This is a genomic window from Streptomyces sp. NBC_00344, from assembly GCF_036088315.1.
Lineage (GTDB): Bacteria > Actinomycetota > Actinomycetes > Streptomycetales > Streptomycetaceae > Streptomyces.
This window is the reverse complement of the sequence record NZ_CP107996.1, coordinates 3,306,602-3,321,815: the sequence shown is the minus strand read 5'-3', so window position 1 is coordinate 3,321,815 and position 15,214 is coordinate 3,306,602. Positions and strand designations below refer to the sequence as shown.

The window sequence follows — 15,214 nt, the reverse complement described above, 5'->3', positions numbered from 1 at the left end:
CGACATCTTGTAGCCCCCTGGTGTGTGACGCGGTCACCATCGGTGAACCGGCAAACACACCATTGCTTGCGCGACCGCAGCAAGGAAGGTTGCCAGGCAACAACTTGAGCAGCACCTACGGTGCTCCGATCACAGGGCACCGGGCTTGACCAGCGCTTTCCGCCTCGGGGTCCTGTTGACTGGTTATCACGGGCGGCCTAACGTCCCTCAGGGCAGGATGGTGGGGGCCGGACTGATCACGTTTCGTTCAAGGGGAGACGAGCAACATGCCGTTGGGGGACTCCGCATCGGGGGACGAGCAATTCCACTTTCTCGAACTGCTGGCGAGAGAGGCTTCCCTGGATGAATTCGAAGACTGTGTTCACCGGGCGCGCCGGTCCGGAGCCTCTCAGGAGGAATTGGAACGACTGAACAGGGCCAAAGAGCTTGCCATTAAGGTCCATGGACTGTTCGGCCGTCGGAAACAGCGGGAAGCAGGTCTTTCCGCTCTGGTCGACACGGCACGCGAGCTCACGCTGCCCTATGAACTGGATACGCTACTCAAGGTCATCACCCGACGTGCCCGCCGACTGCTCAACCTCGACATGTCCTGGGTGAGCTTCCGCGATCCCGCGGACGGGTCCCTGTATGTGCGGGCCGCCGACGGTCATGCTTCTTCGATCACGGTCGGGCTCCGTATCCCGGAATCCGGCGGTCTCGGCAATGAGGCCACCGACGTTTCCGCACCCCTCTGGTCCCCCGACTATCTCTCCGACAACCGATTTCCGCATGCCGGCCTCACCGACGAGGTCACCAGGGCCGAGGGGCTGCGTGCGGTCATGGTGATTCCCCTGCAGGACGGGAAGACCTCGGTGGGCGTGCTGTACATCTCCGGGCGCAATGTCCGGCATTTCACGCCGGAGGAAGTCACACTGATGACCTCCCTGGGAGACCTGGCCACCATCGCCATCGAGAAGGCGCGGCTGCTCGACCAGGTCAGAGCCGAGGTCTCCGAGCTGGAACTGAGCGCCGCCCGGGCGATGGGTTCCTCGTCCGATGCCGAGCATCTGCGTGACGTCCACACCCGGCTGATCGACCTGGTGCTGGAAGGCAGGGGCCTGCGCGCGCTGGCGGCCACGGCGGCCGAGGAACTCGGCGGTGCGCTGTTGATCAGGGACCCGGTGGAGAAGGAGATCATCTCCGTCGGGCAGATGCCGCCCTGCGATGAGGCGGAACTTCTGACGGCCTCGCTGGATGCTCACGCCCGAGGGGAATCCGTCCGGACATCCGTCGGCGTGTGGGTGCATCCGATCACCGCGGCGAAGGAGATCCTCGGAACCGTTCTGCTGCACACCGGCTCCGCGCCGAGTGAGTACCAGGTAGGTCTGCTGCGGCCGGTGGCGCAGGCGGTCGCAGCACTTCTGGTGATGCAGCGCAGTACGGCCGCGGCCGAGGGGCAGGTGCGGGACGAGCTCTTCAACGATCTGCTCAATGCCACCCGGCCGAACCCGCAGATCGAGGAGCGGGCCCATCGACTCGGGATGGATCTGGACGAGCCGCACGTCATCGTGATCGCCCGCCCCGAGGGCGGTATCCAGGGCAGAGCGGTGGTGTGGGCTTCCTCGTACGCCAACCGGCTCTCCGGTCTGAAGCGGGTGGACAGCGGCTGCATCGTCCTGCTGATTCCCGGCGACGACGCGGATTCGGCTGCGGAGGCCGTCGCCAAGGAACTGACCTCGGTGCTCGGCCAGCCGGTCACCGCGGGCGCCGCCGGGCCTGCCTCGTCCCTCGCGTCCGTACTGCTCACCTATCAGGAGGCCGAGCGCTGCCTGGACGCGCTGACCGTGCTCGGCGGCACCGGCACATCGGCTTCGCCCCAAAGACTCGGGTTTCTCGGCCTGCTGCTCTCGGACAACCGTGATGTCGCGGGCTTCGTACGGTCCACCATCGGGCCCGTGCTGGACTACGACACCCAGCAGAGCACCGATCTGCTCCGTACCCTGCAGGCCTATTTCGCCGCGGGCAACAGCCCGACCAGGGCAGCCGAGGAGCTGCACGTGCACCCGAACACCGTGTCGCGGCGACTGGAACGCATCACCGAACTGCTCGGTTCCCAATGGCAGGAACCGGCGCGGGCGCTGGAGATCCAGCTTTCGCTGCGCCTTCAGCTCGCCCGGCACACTCTGGGCCTCCAGCGGAACGCGGGGCGTAAGAGGGCGCGGAACTAGGCGTGTTCCAGAAGTCCCGGATCAGAGGCACTCCGAGGCCGGCGGGCAGCTCCTCGCCGGCCCTGGCCAGGGGCTTCCTTCCCGTCGGGCTCGGCCCGATCCAGGTCCCCACGGCTCAGCCCGGGGCTCCGGCGCTGTAGGACACGCTCCCGGGTGGCGTCACCGGCGCACCCCCGCAACCGGTCGCAGCACCGGGCGGGTCGGGGGTCCAGGGGCTGCTGAGCGCCCCGCCCATCGGGTCTACGTGGTGGCGGGCCCACCTTGTCCTGCCGAAAAGCGCAGGCCGAAGGGTGCAAGCCACCCATGCATGGTGGCCGGACCACCATGTGCCCGCCGAACGATGGGCTTGCGTCACCTCCTCGTGTGGCATGTGCACGGGTCACTGTTGTTCTGTCTCAGGCAGAGGACGCGGAGGGGACATGAGTGGCGTCGCGCAACAGTGGAGTGACGTGCTCGGCGAGATTCGCACCCCCCAGAGATGAGTGCGCCGATCCACTGGCGCTCTTTCCGCCAGCGGAATCGACTCGAAGGGGGGCGTGATGGGCGTACGCCGAAAAGAGACGGTCGGCATCCTTCTCGCGGGAGGCCGGGGGGAGCGTGCCAAACCGATCACGTTGAAATCAGCGGACTACATCCGCAGTAAGGCACTCATTCCCTTTGTGGGGCGACGCCTGGTCGAATGGGTTGTCGACGCCTGCAGGGAACAGGGCATCCGCCGGTTCTATGTGGTCGCCCAGGGGCTCGAGAACCGTAACCAGATCAAGCTGTTGCTCGGGCACGGTGAACGCTACGGCGTGGAAATCAGGTATTCGCGCTCTCGCTTCGACCGTTACAACGTCGGCTCGGCCGGTGCCACGCTGCACAACATGGAGCAGTGGGACCTGAAGGGCCGGGCTCTGGTGCTCCCGGTCGACTCACTCTTCGACTTCGACCTCCGGGAGATGGAGCGCACCCACGCGGAGCGGGACGCCCTGGTGACGGTGGCCGGAGTTGCCAGGACGCCTGAGGCGATCGCCGCCAAGTACGGCGTCATGCAGACCGATTCGCGCGGCATGGTCAAGGGATTCGTGGAGAAGCCGGGCCTGTCCCGTATCCGCGAGCTGTTCCCCCGGTCGGCGGCCGATCCGAGGGCCACTCTGCCCACGAACGCCGGGATGTACCTCGTGGACTGCGATCAGTTGCGGCTCCTCGCCCGGGACCCCGCGCTGTTCAGACAGTCCCATCAGCAACTCGACTGGGGCGGCGATCTGCTGCCCTGGCTGGTGCGCAGGGGCCTACCGGTGGCCGGCCATACGATCGGCCGCCTCGGAGATCTCGGAAGTGTGCCGGACTATCTGGACACCCTGCAGCAGGTGCTGGACGGCAGCTATGAGCAGATGAACCGGCTGATGGATGCCCCCGACGAAGCGCCGCATCGCCGGTGGATCCATGAGAGCAGTCTGCGGACCAAGGACGACGTCGCGGGAACCACCCTCGCCCAGAAGATCGAGGACGGCTCCGTGGTGATCGGGCCCGGGGTCCGGATAGGCCGCGAGGTGGAGATCGGACCCGGTGTGCGTCTGGAGCACACGGACATCGGTGACGGCGCCGATGTCCGTGAGTGCGCCACGCTGACCAGGGTGGCCTGTGGGGAATCCGCGGTCATCGGGCCTTTCGCGGACATCTCTGATTCCTATATAGGGCCCATGGCGGAGATCGCATCGGACAGATACCGGCCGTTGCGCCTCGATGAATTCTCGGCCATAGGAGACGGGGCGGCGCTGTGGCCCGGTTCCCGTTTCTCCGGGGTGACCGTTTATCCGAAGCTGCGGTTACCGCAGCTCACCGGGATCCCTTCCGAGACCGAACTCAGAAGTGCTGACGACATTCTGCGATGGGTGTGATGGTGAGCATGCCGAAGAATCCAATACGCGGACCGGTCGCGGTCATCGGTGGTGCGGGCCGCGTCGGTGGTCTGGTCACCCAGCGGCTGGTGGAAGAGGGCATCGGGGTCAGAGTGGTGAGCCGGGACCCGGGCCGCACCCCGCACGCGCATCTTCCCGGGGTCGAGGTGCACAGCGCCGATGTCCGTTACACGGCCACCCTTCCCGGCGCGCTGAGAGGCTGCGGTGGTGTCATCTACGCGGTGGAGCCGGGCACCGCGGACTCCGGTCCCGACTGCCCGGAAACGACGATGTACGACGGAGTGCGCAATGTTCTCACCGCAGCCATGGGACGCGGCGAACGCCCGCACTTCGTACTGATCAGCCAGATCTTCGTGACACGGCGCGAGCATCCGATGAACGCTTACGGAAGGCTGCTGGACTGGCGTTTCCGGGGCGAGGAAGCGGTACGCGACTCACGGCTGCCCTACACCGTCGTACGGCCCAGCTGGCTCACCGATGACGGTGTGACAGGTGATCACGTCCGGCTCGAGCAGGACGACCGCGGCGATGGATGGGTGTCCAGGGCGACGGTCGCCGAGGCATGCGTCCAGGCACTGCGCAGCCCGGGAGCGGTCAACAGGACGTTCGAGCTCTACAACGAACCGGGCACAGCGCCCGCCGACTGGCCCAGGCTCTTCCACCGGCTCATACCCGACCGGGTGCTCGAGCAGCCCCGGGTCTAGGCCGTGTCCGAGAAGTAGCGGCGTCGCCCACGGGGCAACCGGGACTTCTCACACACGGCCCGGTCCGGGAGCGCCGGGCCGGAGGACCGGGACCGCGCGTCCCTCCTCCTTTCCGAGACTCCCGCCGGTTCACCATCCCCCGTTGTCCGGCGGGACACCGGGACCGGGGCCGGCACCGAGAGCGGTACTGCCGCAGATCTCGGTCCGCCCCGGTGCTCGGGTCGTTCGACATGCGCCGAATCGGTTGACGGCTGCCCGCTCGCGGTCGGAAGAAAACAGTTCAGAATTCCAGGGAGAGGCTGGGTAATGGCCGTCGTACGCGATCAGGATCGGCCTGATGGAATGCCGACCGAGTTCGTCACCGAATTCATCGCAGATGCGCTTGCTTCTGTTCCGCGAAGCGATCAGCGCCGGTGGGGCGACTTGTATGTGAAAGGTCTGCTCTCAGCGGCCGGCCGGAAGACCATGCGGGCTCTCGCCCAGCAGGTCGGAGGCGGCAACGAGCAGAATCTGCATCAGTTCATCAGCAAGTCACCCTGGAACGCGGTGCCGGTAAGGCAGCAGCTGGCGAGAAGCTTCCAGCAACGGGCCGAGCCGCGCGCCTGGGTGGTTCATCCGCTGGTCATCACCAAGGTGGGAAGGCACTCCGTCGGGGTGGGCCGCCAGTTCGTGCCTCAGCTCGGCAGGGTGGTCAACTGCCAGCAGGGTATGGGTGTCTGGCTGGCGTCGGATCAACTCAGCTGCCCGGTGGACTGGCAGCTGTCCCTCCCGGAGCGCTGGACGGACGAGCCCGACGTACGCAGAAGGGCCGCGATCCCGGAGCATGTCGGACCCTGCGCCCCTGAGCAGTGCGCGCTGGCTGCTGTCACCAGGATGGCGTCCGGGTGGGGCCTGCGGCAGAAGCCGGTGGTGATGGATCTGCGGGCGACCGACCCCCGTCGGATCTGTGCCGAGCTGATCGAGCGCCGCATCCCCTTCGTGGTCAGAATCAGCTCATCGGCTTCGTTCGAGATCGTGGATCCGAGTCCGCTGTGGCGGCTCCGGGAGGTCGGATCGGACCGTTCCGAACCGCGGAGCGTCCTGGTGTCAGCGCTGCGCCGGCATGTACTGCCGGTCGAGTGGTTCGATCACTCGACGGGGACGATGCGGGCCACCGCGGTCGGCTCGACCCGGGTCCGGCTGCAAGGACAGAGCCGGCCGGCATACCGCCAGTCACTCGTGCTGCTGGGCTCGGGGACGGACCCGGGCGACCCTCAGCAGGGCGAACTCTGGCTCTCCAACCTTCCTCAGGCACAGGCCGGAACCCTCTACAGGACCGCCATGCTGAGCCGTCGCGTCGAGCGGGACCAGAACGAGGTGAGCGACCGGCTGGGCCTCCGGGACTTCGAGGGACGCTCATTCCGGGGCTGGCACCACCACATGACCCTCGTCTCACTGGCGCACGCCATCACCGCGCTCCGCACGGATCCGCACCCGGTCGTGCCGCCCGTCCCGCATTCGCTGTCCGTCACCGGCTCGCGATCCCTGGAGGCTCCGGCAGCATGATGACGTCATCGGACACCACTGCCGCGACAGCGGCCGCAGGCCCCGTCCTGACCGATCGGATCGCCGGAGATCTGCGCAGGCTGCTCCCCGGGTGGCTGGGCGGGCAGCGATGGTTTGCCGGGAAGGGCCACGGCGCCCCCGAGCTGGACCTCGGCCCGGTCACCGTGCTGTCGCCGGGCGACCCGGCGCTGCTGCAGACCGTGGTCCGCACAGGCGACGGCGAGAGGTACCACCTGCTGCTCGGCATGCGGGAGTTGATGCCGGCCGGTCTCGAAGCCGCCGTGCTGGGGCGTGGCGGTGACGGCGGCGCGGGCACACCGATCTACTACGAGGCCACCCAGGACGCCGAGCTGATGGCCCGGCTTCTCGACCGCTTCGCCGCCGGGCACACCGGCGGACCGGTGGAGTTCCACCGGACACGCGGGGCGGACATCCCCCGGGGGATGTCCGCGAAACCGAGTACGGCCGAACAGAGCAACACATCCGTCATGTTCGCCGACCGGATGATGCTCAAGATCGTGCGCCGCCCGGTCGTCGGCACCCACCCCGAACTCGAACTGCTCACCGTCCTGGGACAGGCCCCCGCCGTGCCGGGAGCGGCTCCACTCGCCTGGATGGAGACCGCACCGGACGTCAGGGACGGGCCGATGACGCTCGCCATACTGCAGGAGTTCGTCCCGTCCCGCGGGGACGGCTGGGCCCTCGCGGTCGAAGAGGCCACCGATTGCCTCACGGGGGACTGCGAGACGGTCACCCCGCTGGGCGGCTTCACCGCGGAGGCACACCGGCTGGGGCGCGCCACCGCCGAGGTTCATCTGGCACTGGCGGACCGGCTGCCGACCCGGTCGCTCACCGCCGCCGAGGCCGACGCGCTGGTCGGTTCGGTGACGGCCCGGCTGGAAGCGGCACTGGACGAGGTGCCCGCTCTGCAGCCTTACGCCGGTCAACTGCGCGCCCTGCACCGGGACCTCGGCGAGTCGGTCGGGCGCGGCAATCCGCTGCTCACCCAGCGGATACACGGTGATCTCCACCTCGGTCAGGCCCTGCGCGCCGAGAGCGGCTGGGTCCTCATCGACTTCGAGGGTGAGCCAGGGAAGCCGCCCGAGGTCCGCCGCGGTCTGCAGCCCGCGCTGCGCGACGTGGCCGCGATGCTGCGCTCCTTCGACTACGCGGCCCATCACGCCCTGGCCGAGGTGCTCGGAACGCCGCCCACCGGTCAATTGCCGGGAACCCCGCGGGAAGGCGGACTGCAGCGCAGAGCCTCGGCCTGGGCCGTGCACAACCGGCGGGCCTTCAGCGCCGGATATGCGGCCGCCGGCGGCCTCGACCCGAGGAACCGCCCCCTGCTGCTCCGCGCCTTCGAGGCCGACAAGGCCGTCTACGAGGCGGTCTACGAGGCCCGCAACCGTCCCGAGTGGCTGCCCATACCCATGGCCGCGGTGCGCCGACTCGCCCGGAGCAGACGGCCCGTGCTCTGAGCCGACGGCGCCCCACCGGCCCGCCCGGCAACGGTCGCGGCCGGCCGAAGCCACTTCCCCGAACAGCCGCTCAGCAGAGGACCCCAATGTCTTCCATCAGCTACCTTTCCAAGGCCCGCAGGGAAACGGCCACGCCGGACCCGAACGGGCTGTCCACCTACTGCCGGGGCCTGTTCTCCGTGCTCCCGCGTTCGGACCAGCGCCGCTGGGGCGAGGTATATCTGCGCGGTCTGCTGGACGCCCCCGGCCGCAAGACCCCCACCTGCATTTCGGAGCATGTGCTCGGCAGGCCCGCGGTGCAGCAGCTTCAGCAGTTCATCGGGCAGAGCCCGTGGGAGTGCGGACCTGTGCGCCGCTATGTCGCGGGCCGTTTCAGCGAGCTGCGGATGCCGGAGGCCTGGAGCGTCGACGAGGCTGTCATCGCGAAGAACGGCGATCGCTCGGTGGGTGTCGCCCGGCAGTTCGCGCCGAGCCGGCAGCGGACGGTCAACTGCCAGGTCGCGGTGGCGGTCTCACTCGTCGGGGGCGGTGTGAGCCTGCCGGTGAGCTGGCGGCTGATGCTTCCTCAGCGCTGGGACAGCGACGAGCGGCTGCGCAGGCAGGCGCACGTCCCCGAGCAGGAGCGCTCCCGGCCACGCTGGCAGTACGTGCTGGAAGCGCTGGACGAGATGCTGGATGAGTGGGAGCTCGATCCCGCTCCGGTCCTCGCGGACTGGCGGCACGACACCGATCCCGAACCGCTGCTGCTGGGACTCGAGGCCCGCGGGCTCGGCTACCTGATCGATGTGTCGGACCGGCTCGGTGTCACCCTGCCCGGCCGCCGGCACGGAACGCTGGGTGAACTGGCCCGGTACGCGGCACGGGGAGGCGAGCGCACACCGCTGGCCTGGCAGGACGCCGCCACGGGCCGGATGCGGCGTTCGCAGTTCCTCACCGTGCCCGTGCACCTTGGCGCAGGCCCGGGCTCTCCCGGCCCGTCCGCGGAGCGCTTCCGGTCCCAGCAGCGGCATCTCGTCGTGGACTGGCCTTTCGGCAGGCCGGCACCACGCTCGTACCACCTGACGAATCTGTCGCCGCGCAGGCTCGGAGAGACCGCTTCGCTCATCCGGCTGCGCGGGCTCTCCCGCGACAGCCTCGGCGGAATGCAGGAGTTGTACGGCCTCGGCGACTTCGAAGGACGGTCGTTCCGGGGCTGGCACCACCACGCCACGCTCGTGACGGCGGCGTTCGGATTCCGCACCCTGCGGGCCCTGCGCACGCTGCCCGCAGACATCGAGGACGTGGAGGAGGCAATGGACGTGATGTACGGCGGGGCGTAGGGCCGGCGGCAGTTGCCGTAGTCCCGTGGCGGACTTCCGGCAGTGTGCCTCCCCCTCCGGGGTGCACTGCGCGGTGGCGCCCGCAACTGGCTTCATCGAACAAGGCAAGCGCTGATCCATCGAGGCAGAGCAGGAGAGAATCATGGCTGGTGACCGACCCCTGGGTGAGAAGGAACTCGCCGACTTCGTACAGGAATGGTTCGACCGGATGAGCCGGCATGATCCGGTCGGGGAGATGCTGCCGTTCGTAGCTGATTCCGATCTGGAAATGGCTTTCCCCGAACGCACTCTGCGCAGCCATGACGACTTCCGCGACTGGTACGCCGTGGTCGGTGAGGCGTTCGCGGACCAGACCCATGTCGTCGAGAAGGCCGTGGGCCGTGCCGAGGGAGACGGCGTGGCGGTGGACGTCACGGTGGTGTGGACGGCCAAGAGCGTGGCGGACGGCACGGTGTCGTCCTTCCGCGTCCAGCAGAAGTGGCGGCTCGCGTACCCGTCGGACACCGGACGGCCCGTGATCGTCAGCTATCTGGTCGGCGACCTCACCCCCATCGTGTGATGGCGGCCGACCGATCAGTCGACTACGTCGTCGTCGGGGCGGGCTCGGCCGGCAGCGCGGTGGCGGCGCGGCTCAGCGAGGACGGCGAGCGGAGCGTACTGCTGCTGGAGGCCGGAGGCTGGGATGAGCGCCCGGAGATCCATCGCACCGACTCCGGTGCGGTCCTCGCCCTTCTGACGTCGTCATGGAGCCCCCTGATCGACTGGGGGTACGCCACCGAGCCCGAGAGCGGCCTCGGCGGACGCAGCGTGCCCATCGCCCGCGGAAAGGTCGCCGGCGGTTGCAGCTCGGTCAACGCGCTGATGTGGGTCCGCGGCAGCCGGCACGACTACGACGGCTGGCGGGACCGCGGGAACCCCGGATGGGGATACGACGACGTACTGCCGTATTTCCGCCGGAGCGAGGACTACCAGGGCGCCGGCAGCGGCGGACTGCGTGGCAAAGCGGGCCCGGTGTCCGTCAGGGACCATGATTCCCCCACCCCGCTGGCGGAGGCGTTCGTCGCCGCGACGCGTGAACTCGGCTACGGGGCTGACGACGCCGCGGCCGACGGGACGGACTACAACGGAGCGAGTCAGAGCGGGTACGGATTCCTCTACCAGACCACCCGCACGGCCGACGGCGAGCGCTGCAGCACCGCCACCGGCTACCTCCACCCCGCCCGTGGACGCGGCAACCTCACTGTCGAGGTGGGCGCGCAGGCCACCCGCATCCTGCTGGAGGGCAAGCGCGCCGCAGGGGTCGAATTCGTGGTCGACGGCCGGCTGCAGCGGGTTCGTGCCCGGGGCGAGGTCATCGTGTGCGCGGGCGCCTTCGAGACGCCCAAGCTGCTCATGCTCTCGGGTATCGGGCCCGCCGCGCAGCTGCGTGCGCACGGGATCGGCTGTGTGCAGGACCTGCCCGGCGTGGGCGAGAACCTCCAGGACCATCTCTTCGCTCCGGTGAGCTACCAGTCCCGTCAGGAGTTGCCCGCGGAGGCGCTGCTGTCCGAGGCGGGTCTGTTCACCCACACAGGCGACGCTGATCCCGCGGGTGCGCCGGACCTCCAATTCACCTTCGGCCCCATCACGTTCCTCTCCCCCGACGCGACCGATGAGGAGCGCCGCGGACCCGGCTTCACCTTCGCGCCGATCGCCCTTCTGCCGGGCAGCCGCGGCCAGGTCAGGCTGCGCGACGCCGACCCCGCGTCGACCGCGGTCGTACGCGCCGACTACCTCGCCGACCCGGCGGACATGAACGTGCTGGTCGAGGGGGTCGAGCTGGCCAGGGAGCTCGCCCGCACCCGGGCGCTGGCCCCCTTCCGCGGCGCCGAACTCGGCCTCGGGGACGGCGTCACCAGCAGGGAGGCCCTGCGCGCCTATGTCGCGGCCCGCGCCACGACGCTCTGGCATCCGGTCGGCACCTGCCGGATGGGCCAGGACCCGGACGCGGTCACCGACCACGAGCTGCGGGTGCACGGCATCGAAGGCCTGCGCGTCGCCGACGCCTCGGTGATGCCGGACATCGTTGCCGGTAACACCAACGCACCCAGCGTCATGATCGGCGAAAAGGCCGCCGATCTCATCAGCCATTCCTGATCACCCGCACCACCACCTGCACGTTCCCGTCACGCATCTGAGGAGGGGCATCATGCCCGCATCTGCCGTCCAGCCAGGAGTCGAGCTCTACAAGCGTTTCCTCACGGCGTTCAACGACGCCGACTACGAGACCGTCTCCGCGGTCATCGGCCAGGACTTCCAGGACCACCACCCCGGTTTCGAGATAGAGGGGCTGGAGGCCTACCTGGACGCCCTGCGTGGCGCCCACAAGTCCCTGGAGGTCCACGCGGAACTGGACGAGGCCCTCGTCTCGGGCGACAAGGTCATCACCCGGGTCACCCTCACCGGAACCCACCAGGGACCGGCTCTCGACCTGCCCGCCACCGGTCGCGAGGTGCGCTGGAGCACCACCGAGATCTGGCGGGTCGAGGACGGCGAGCTGGTCGAGCGCTGGGCACAGGACGACCTCCTGGGCCTGCGGGCGCAGCTCTCGTCCGACGCCGAGAACGTCGCTGTCGTGCAGCGGGTCAGTGACGCGGTGAACGAGCGGCGCTACGACGATCTGGACGAGCTCTTCGGCCCCACCTTCCGCGACAACAACCCCGCCTGGAGCGTGGAGAGTCTCACCGAGCTCAAGGAGATCATCCGGGCCGCGCACGAGGGTCTCGACTTCACCGTCCACCTGGACGCGCTGTACGCGGCTGCTCCGGACCGGGTGATCATGCACATCACCTTCCGCGGCCGGCACATCGCACCGTTCTTCGGCCAGGAGCCCACGGGCAAGGAGGTGCAGTGGACCAGCCTCGAGGTCTACCGCCTGGAGAACGCCAAGGTCGTGGAGCGCTGGGTGCAGGCCGACACCACCGGCCTGATGCGCCAGCTCGACGTCCCGCTGCCCTGACCCGCCCCCACCGATACCCGTACAAGGAGTGCCCATGGACACCAAGGACCTCGTGCACCGCTACTACGAACTGGCCAACGCCGGTTACTGGGACGACTGGTGCGATCTCTTCGCCGCCGATCAGGTCATGGATGAGCAGCTCGCCGGCCATGTGGAGGGGCGGGAGACGCTGCGCGCGATGATGAAGGGCTTCCCCGAGATGTACGTCTCCTTCGCGAACCGGCCGCAGCACTTCGTCATCGACGGTGAGCAGGCCGCTGTGATCTCGCACATCTCCGGTCGCACCAAGGGCGGGGACAGCATCGAGGCGCAGGTGTGCAACTACTTCAGGGTCACCGACGGGAAGATCGTCTACTTCGCGAACTTCCACGACAGTGTGCCCTTCGCCCCTGTGACCGGAGGCTGAGACCATGACGGAGACGACAGCCGGGACCCGAGCGCCCGTGCGCTGGGCGCATGTCGGCCTCAACTGCCGCGACCAGAAGGAGACCGAGGACTTCTACACCAGATGGTTCGGCTTCGAGCGGGCCCGTGTGGTGGAGGCCGAGGGCGACCGGGTGATATTCCTGCGCAGCGGGGACGCCTATCTGGAACTCTTCGCCACTGAGGCGGACGCGCTCGTCCCGCCGGAAAAGGACGGCCCGCCCAACCCGGGCACCGCGCGGCACCTGGCCTTCCAGGTCGACGACGTGGACGTCTTCCTCGGGCGCGCCGAAGGTCAGCTGCCCGTGACTCTGGGACCGCTTTCCTTCGACGAGTTCATCCCGGGCTGGCGGACCGTCTGGGTGTCCGATCCGGACGGTGTCGTGATCGAGGTCAGCCAGGGTTACACCGATCAGAGTCCCCAGGAACTCGGGCAGTACAGCTAGCAGCCACCGCGCTCCGACCCCCAGGCCGCCGGTCCCCGCTCGCGGGCCCGGCGTTCTGCGTTGCGGCGCCACCTCAGGAGGAACCCGCATGACACCGATCACTGAGCAGAACGTCCTCATCACCGGCGCGACCGACGGGCTCGGACGCGCCCTGGCGCATGAACTCGCCGCACAGGGCGCTACGTTGATTCTTCATGGCCGCAGTGCCGCGAAGGGCGAGGAGCTCATCGAGGAGCTGCGATCGGCCACCGGCAACGACCGGCTCAGCTACGAACTCGCCGACTTCTCCTCGCTCGAGGAGATCCGGGGACTCGCCGACCGGATCGTCGCGACCTACCCGCGGCTGGACGTGCTGGTCAACAACGCGGGGCTGGGTGTCGAGCTGGAGCGCCAGGTGAGCAAGGACGGTCATGAACTCACCTTCCAGGTCGACTACCTGGCGCCGTACATCCTCAGCTGCCGGCTCGCCGGTCTGCTGGCCGAGTCCGCTCCGGCCCGCATCGTCAACGTCACATCGGCGGGCCAGGCTCCGCTGGACTTCGACGATGTGATGCTCGAACGCGACTGGGACGGAGGCCAGGCGTACTGCCAGGCCAAGCTCGCCGAGATCATGCTGACGATCGACCTCGCCGAACAACTGGAGGGCACCGGGGTCACGGTGAACGCCCTGCATCCCTCGTCGTACATGCCGACCAAGATCGTGGTGCACCTGTTCTCCCCTCAGAGCACGGTGGCCGAGGGGGTCGAGCACACCCTTCGCCTGGTCACCGGCACGGAGCTGAGCGACGTCACCGGCGCGTACTTCAACCGTTCGACGCGGGCCAGGGCCCATGCCCAGGCGTACGACCCGGCCGCCAGGGCGCGGCTGCGGGAGATCAGTGAAGATCTGACCGGTGTCGTCTTCTCCGGCTGAGCGGACAGCCGTCGAGGCCGGCGCGGACGAGGCGGCGGGGGCCAGGGACAATGAAAGAGCCCGGCGGGCCTCCTGGTTCGAGCTGTTCTGCGACCTGGTGTTCGTCGCCGCCGTCCAGCAGGTCACCCACCGGCTGGAGGCGGTGCCCGACGCCGGCTCGGTACTGGGGGTGGTCGCGCTGTTCATCCCGGTGTGGTGGACCTGGGTGCTGTACACGGACCGGGCGAACCGGCTGGACCGGGACGACGCGCTCAACCGGCTGCTGACGATCGCCGGTATGGCGGGTGTCTGCGGTATGGCGGTGTTCGTCGGGCAGGTCGGGCACGGGACGGCGGGGGACGCCGGATTCGTGCTGTCCTATCTGGCCGCCCGCTGGATGGTCACGGTGCTGCACGGATGGGCGGGGCGCGGTGACGCCCGGTTCAGGGCTCTGGCCCGGTCCTTCGCGGCGGGTGCGACGGTGTCGTCGCTGCTTTGGCTGGGCGGCCTGCTGGTACGGGAGGGGCCGGAGCGGTGGGCGCTGTGGGCCGCGGGGATGGCGGTGGAGCTGGCGCTTCCGTTCCTGGTGGGCAGGACGACCGAAGCGCTGTCGAGTGACGCCGATCATCTGGCCGAGCGCTTCGGACTGTTCACCATCATCGTGCTGGGTGAGGCCGTCATGGGGTTCGTCGGCGGGCTGACCCACACACGGACCGAACCGACGGGAACCCTCGCGGGGCTGCTGGCCTTCGCGCTGTGCGCGTGCCTGTGGTGGGCCTACTTCAGCGTCAGCAGCAGCAGCCCGGGCAGCCATGCGCGGCTGGCGTCACATCCCTGGCTGAGGCACGCGTTCGTGTACGGGCATCTGCCGATGCAGGGCGGCCTCGCCGTGGTCGGGGGAACTCTCGGAGCAGTGGTCTCGGAACACGTGGCGCATCTGTCGCTGTCGGCAGCCGCATGTCTGGCGGGCGGCATCGCGGTGTTCCATGCGGTGGGCGCCCTGGTGCGGGCGGCGTTCACCGGGCTGAGCGAGGCGGTCGTACTCATCCGTCTGACGCTCACCGCGGCGGTGCTCGCGGTGATCCCCTTCGCGCCGGGTCTGCCCGTGACGGTGGTGCTCGCGGTGCTGGTCGTGATCCTCGCGATCGCGGTGCTCGCGGAGCAGCCCGGCCACCGGCGACGGATGGCGACACTCGAGGGCGGCGACTGAGCGCCACGGGGATCACGGCTGTCCGGAACGGCGAACCGGCGGACCGCGCCGGGCGGGGGATGGCCCGGCGGGCATCCCCCGCCCGGCG

General features: G+C 68.9%; 13 protein-coding genes. All 13 read left to right on the top strand.

Annotation, left to right across the window (positions count from 1 at the left end):
* Window positions 1-398 precede the first annotated feature (398 nt).
* The 13 genes from OHS16_RS14920 to OHS16_RS14860 all read left to right on the top strand — a co-directional run bounded on the left by OHS16_RS14920 (window position 399) and on the right by OHS16_RS14860 (window position 15,126).
* Complete coding sequence (locus OHS16_RS14920) at window positions 399-2,207, top strand: helix-turn-helix domain-containing protein (protein WP_328537691.1); 1,809 nt, start codon at window positions 399-401, stop codon at window positions 2,205-2,207.
* 539 nt (window positions 2,208-2,746) lie between these two features.
* Window positions 2,747-4,090 carry an NDP-sugar synthase gene (locus OHS16_RS14915; RefSeq protein WP_328537690.1) on the top strand — a complete coding sequence of 448 codons (1,344 nt, stop codon included), beginning with the start codon at window positions 2,747-2,749 and terminating at the stop codon, window positions 4,088-4,090.
* An 8-nt stretch (window positions 4,091-4,098) separates the two neighbouring features.
* Window positions 4,099-4,815 (top strand): SDR family oxidoreductase, encoded by a 717-nt coding sequence (locus tag OHS16_RS14910; protein ID WP_328537689.1) that lies wholly within the window; start codon window positions 4,099-4,101, stop codon window positions 4,813-4,815.
* Window positions 4,816-5,121: 306 nt separating this feature from the next.
* A complete protein-coding gene (locus OHS16_RS14905) occupies window positions 5,122-6,360 on the top strand; it encodes an IS701 family transposase (RefSeq protein ID WP_443042621.1) in 1,239 nt (412 codons plus the stop codon).
* Complete coding sequence (locus tag OHS16_RS14900) at window positions 6,357-7,838, top strand: maltokinase N-terminal cap-like domain-containing protein (RefSeq protein WP_328537687.1); 1,482 nt, start codon at window positions 6,357-6,359, stop codon at window positions 7,836-7,838. The genes OHS16_RS14905 and OHS16_RS14900 overlap by 4 nt, the downstream gene beginning before the upstream one ends.
* An 86-nt stretch (window positions 7,839-7,924) precedes the next feature.
* Complete coding sequence (locus tag OHS16_RS14895; protein WP_328537686.1) at window positions 7,925-9,157, top strand: IS701 family transposase; 1,233 nt, start codon at window positions 7,925-7,927, stop codon at window positions 9,155-9,157.
* 142 nt (window positions 9,158-9,299) lie between these two features.
* Entirely contained in the window at window positions 9,300-9,716 is a 417-nt protein-coding gene (locus OHS16_RS14890; RefSeq protein WP_328537685.1) for a nuclear transport factor 2 family protein, read from the top strand.
* Window positions 9,716-11,293, top strand: a complete 1,578-nt coding sequence (locus OHS16_RS14885; protein WP_328537684.1) for a GMC family oxidoreductase — start codon at window positions 9,716-9,718, stop codon at window positions 11,291-11,293. The genes OHS16_RS14890 and OHS16_RS14885 overlap by 1 nt, the downstream gene beginning before the upstream one ends.
* A 52-nt stretch (window positions 11,294-11,345) precedes the next feature.
* Window positions 11,346-12,155 (top strand): ester cyclase, encoded by an 810-nt coding sequence (locus tag OHS16_RS14880; protein ID WP_328537683.1) that lies wholly within the window; start codon window positions 11,346-11,348, stop codon window positions 12,153-12,155.
* A gap of 34 nt (window positions 12,156-12,189) precedes the next feature.
* Window positions 12,190-12,561: a nuclear transport factor 2 family protein gene (locus OHS16_RS14875; protein ID WP_328537682.1), complete on the top strand. Its 372-nt coding sequence runs from the start codon at window positions 12,190-12,192 to the stop codon at window positions 12,559-12,561.
* A 4-nt stretch (window positions 12,562-12,565) separates the two neighbouring features.
* Window positions 12,566-13,024 carry a VOC family protein gene (locus OHS16_RS14870; protein ID WP_328537681.1) on the top strand — a complete coding sequence of 153 codons (459 nt, stop codon included), beginning with the start codon at window positions 12,566-12,568 and terminating at the stop codon, window positions 13,022-13,024.
* Window positions 13,025-13,112: 88 nt separating this feature from the next.
* Window positions 13,113-13,937, top strand: coding sequence for an SDR family NAD(P)-dependent oxidoreductase (locus OHS16_RS14865; protein WP_328537680.1), 825 nt, complete (start codon window positions 13,113-13,115; stop codon window positions 13,935-13,937).
* The gene (locus tag OHS16_RS14860; protein WP_328537679.1) at window positions 13,918-15,126 is read left to right on the top strand and encodes a low temperature requirement protein A; all 1,209 of its coding nucleotides are present in this window, start codon (window positions 13,918-13,920) and stop codon (window positions 15,124-15,126) included. Before OHS16_RS14865 ends, OHS16_RS14860 begins: the two co-directional genes overlap by 20 nt.
* Window positions 15,127-15,214: the final 88 nt, after the last annotated feature.

Bases quoted from the DNA above. Each gene is read 5' to 3' on its own strand.
- OHS16_RS14890 (WP_328537685.1), top strand. From the start codon at position 9,300: ATGGCTGGTGACCGACCCCTGGGTGAGAAGGAACTCGCCGACTTCGTA.
- OHS16_RS14900 (WP_328537687.1), top strand. From the start codon at position 6,357: ATGATGACGTCATCGGACACCACTGCCGCGACAGCGGCCGCAGGCCCC.
- OHS16_RS14865 (WP_328537680.1), top strand. From the start codon at position 13,113: ATGACACCGATCACTGAGCAGAACGTCCTCATCACCGGCGCGACCGAC.
- OHS16_RS14885 (WP_328537684.1), top strand. From the start codon at position 9,716: ATGGCGGCCGACCGATCAGTCGACTACGTCGTCGTCGGGGCGGGCTCG.
- OHS16_RS14910 (WP_328537689.1), top strand. From the start codon at position 4,099: ATGCCGAAGAATCCAATACGCGGACCGGTCGCGGTCATCGGTGGTGCG.
- OHS16_RS14905 (WP_443042621.1), top strand. From the start codon at position 5,122: ATGGCCGTCGTACGCGATCAGGATCGGCCTGATGGAATGCCGACCGAG.
- OHS16_RS14870 (WP_328537681.1), top strand. From the start codon at position 12,566: ATGACGGAGACGACAGCCGGGACCCGAGCGCCCGTGCGCTGGGCGCAT.
- OHS16_RS14915 (WP_328537690.1), top strand. From the start codon at position 2,747: ATGGGCGTACGCCGAAAAGAGACGGTCGGCATCCTTCTCGCGGGAGGC.
- OHS16_RS14895 (WP_328537686.1), top strand. From the start codon at position 7,925: ATGTCTTCCATCAGCTACCTTTCCAAGGCCCGCAGGGAAACGGCCACG.
- OHS16_RS14880 (WP_328537683.1), top strand. From the start codon at position 11,346: ATGCCCGCATCTGCCGTCCAGCCAGGAGTCGAGCTCTACAAGCGTTTC.
- OHS16_RS14875 (WP_328537682.1), top strand. From the start codon at position 12,190: ATGGACACCAAGGACCTCGTGCACCGCTACTACGAACTGGCCAACGCC.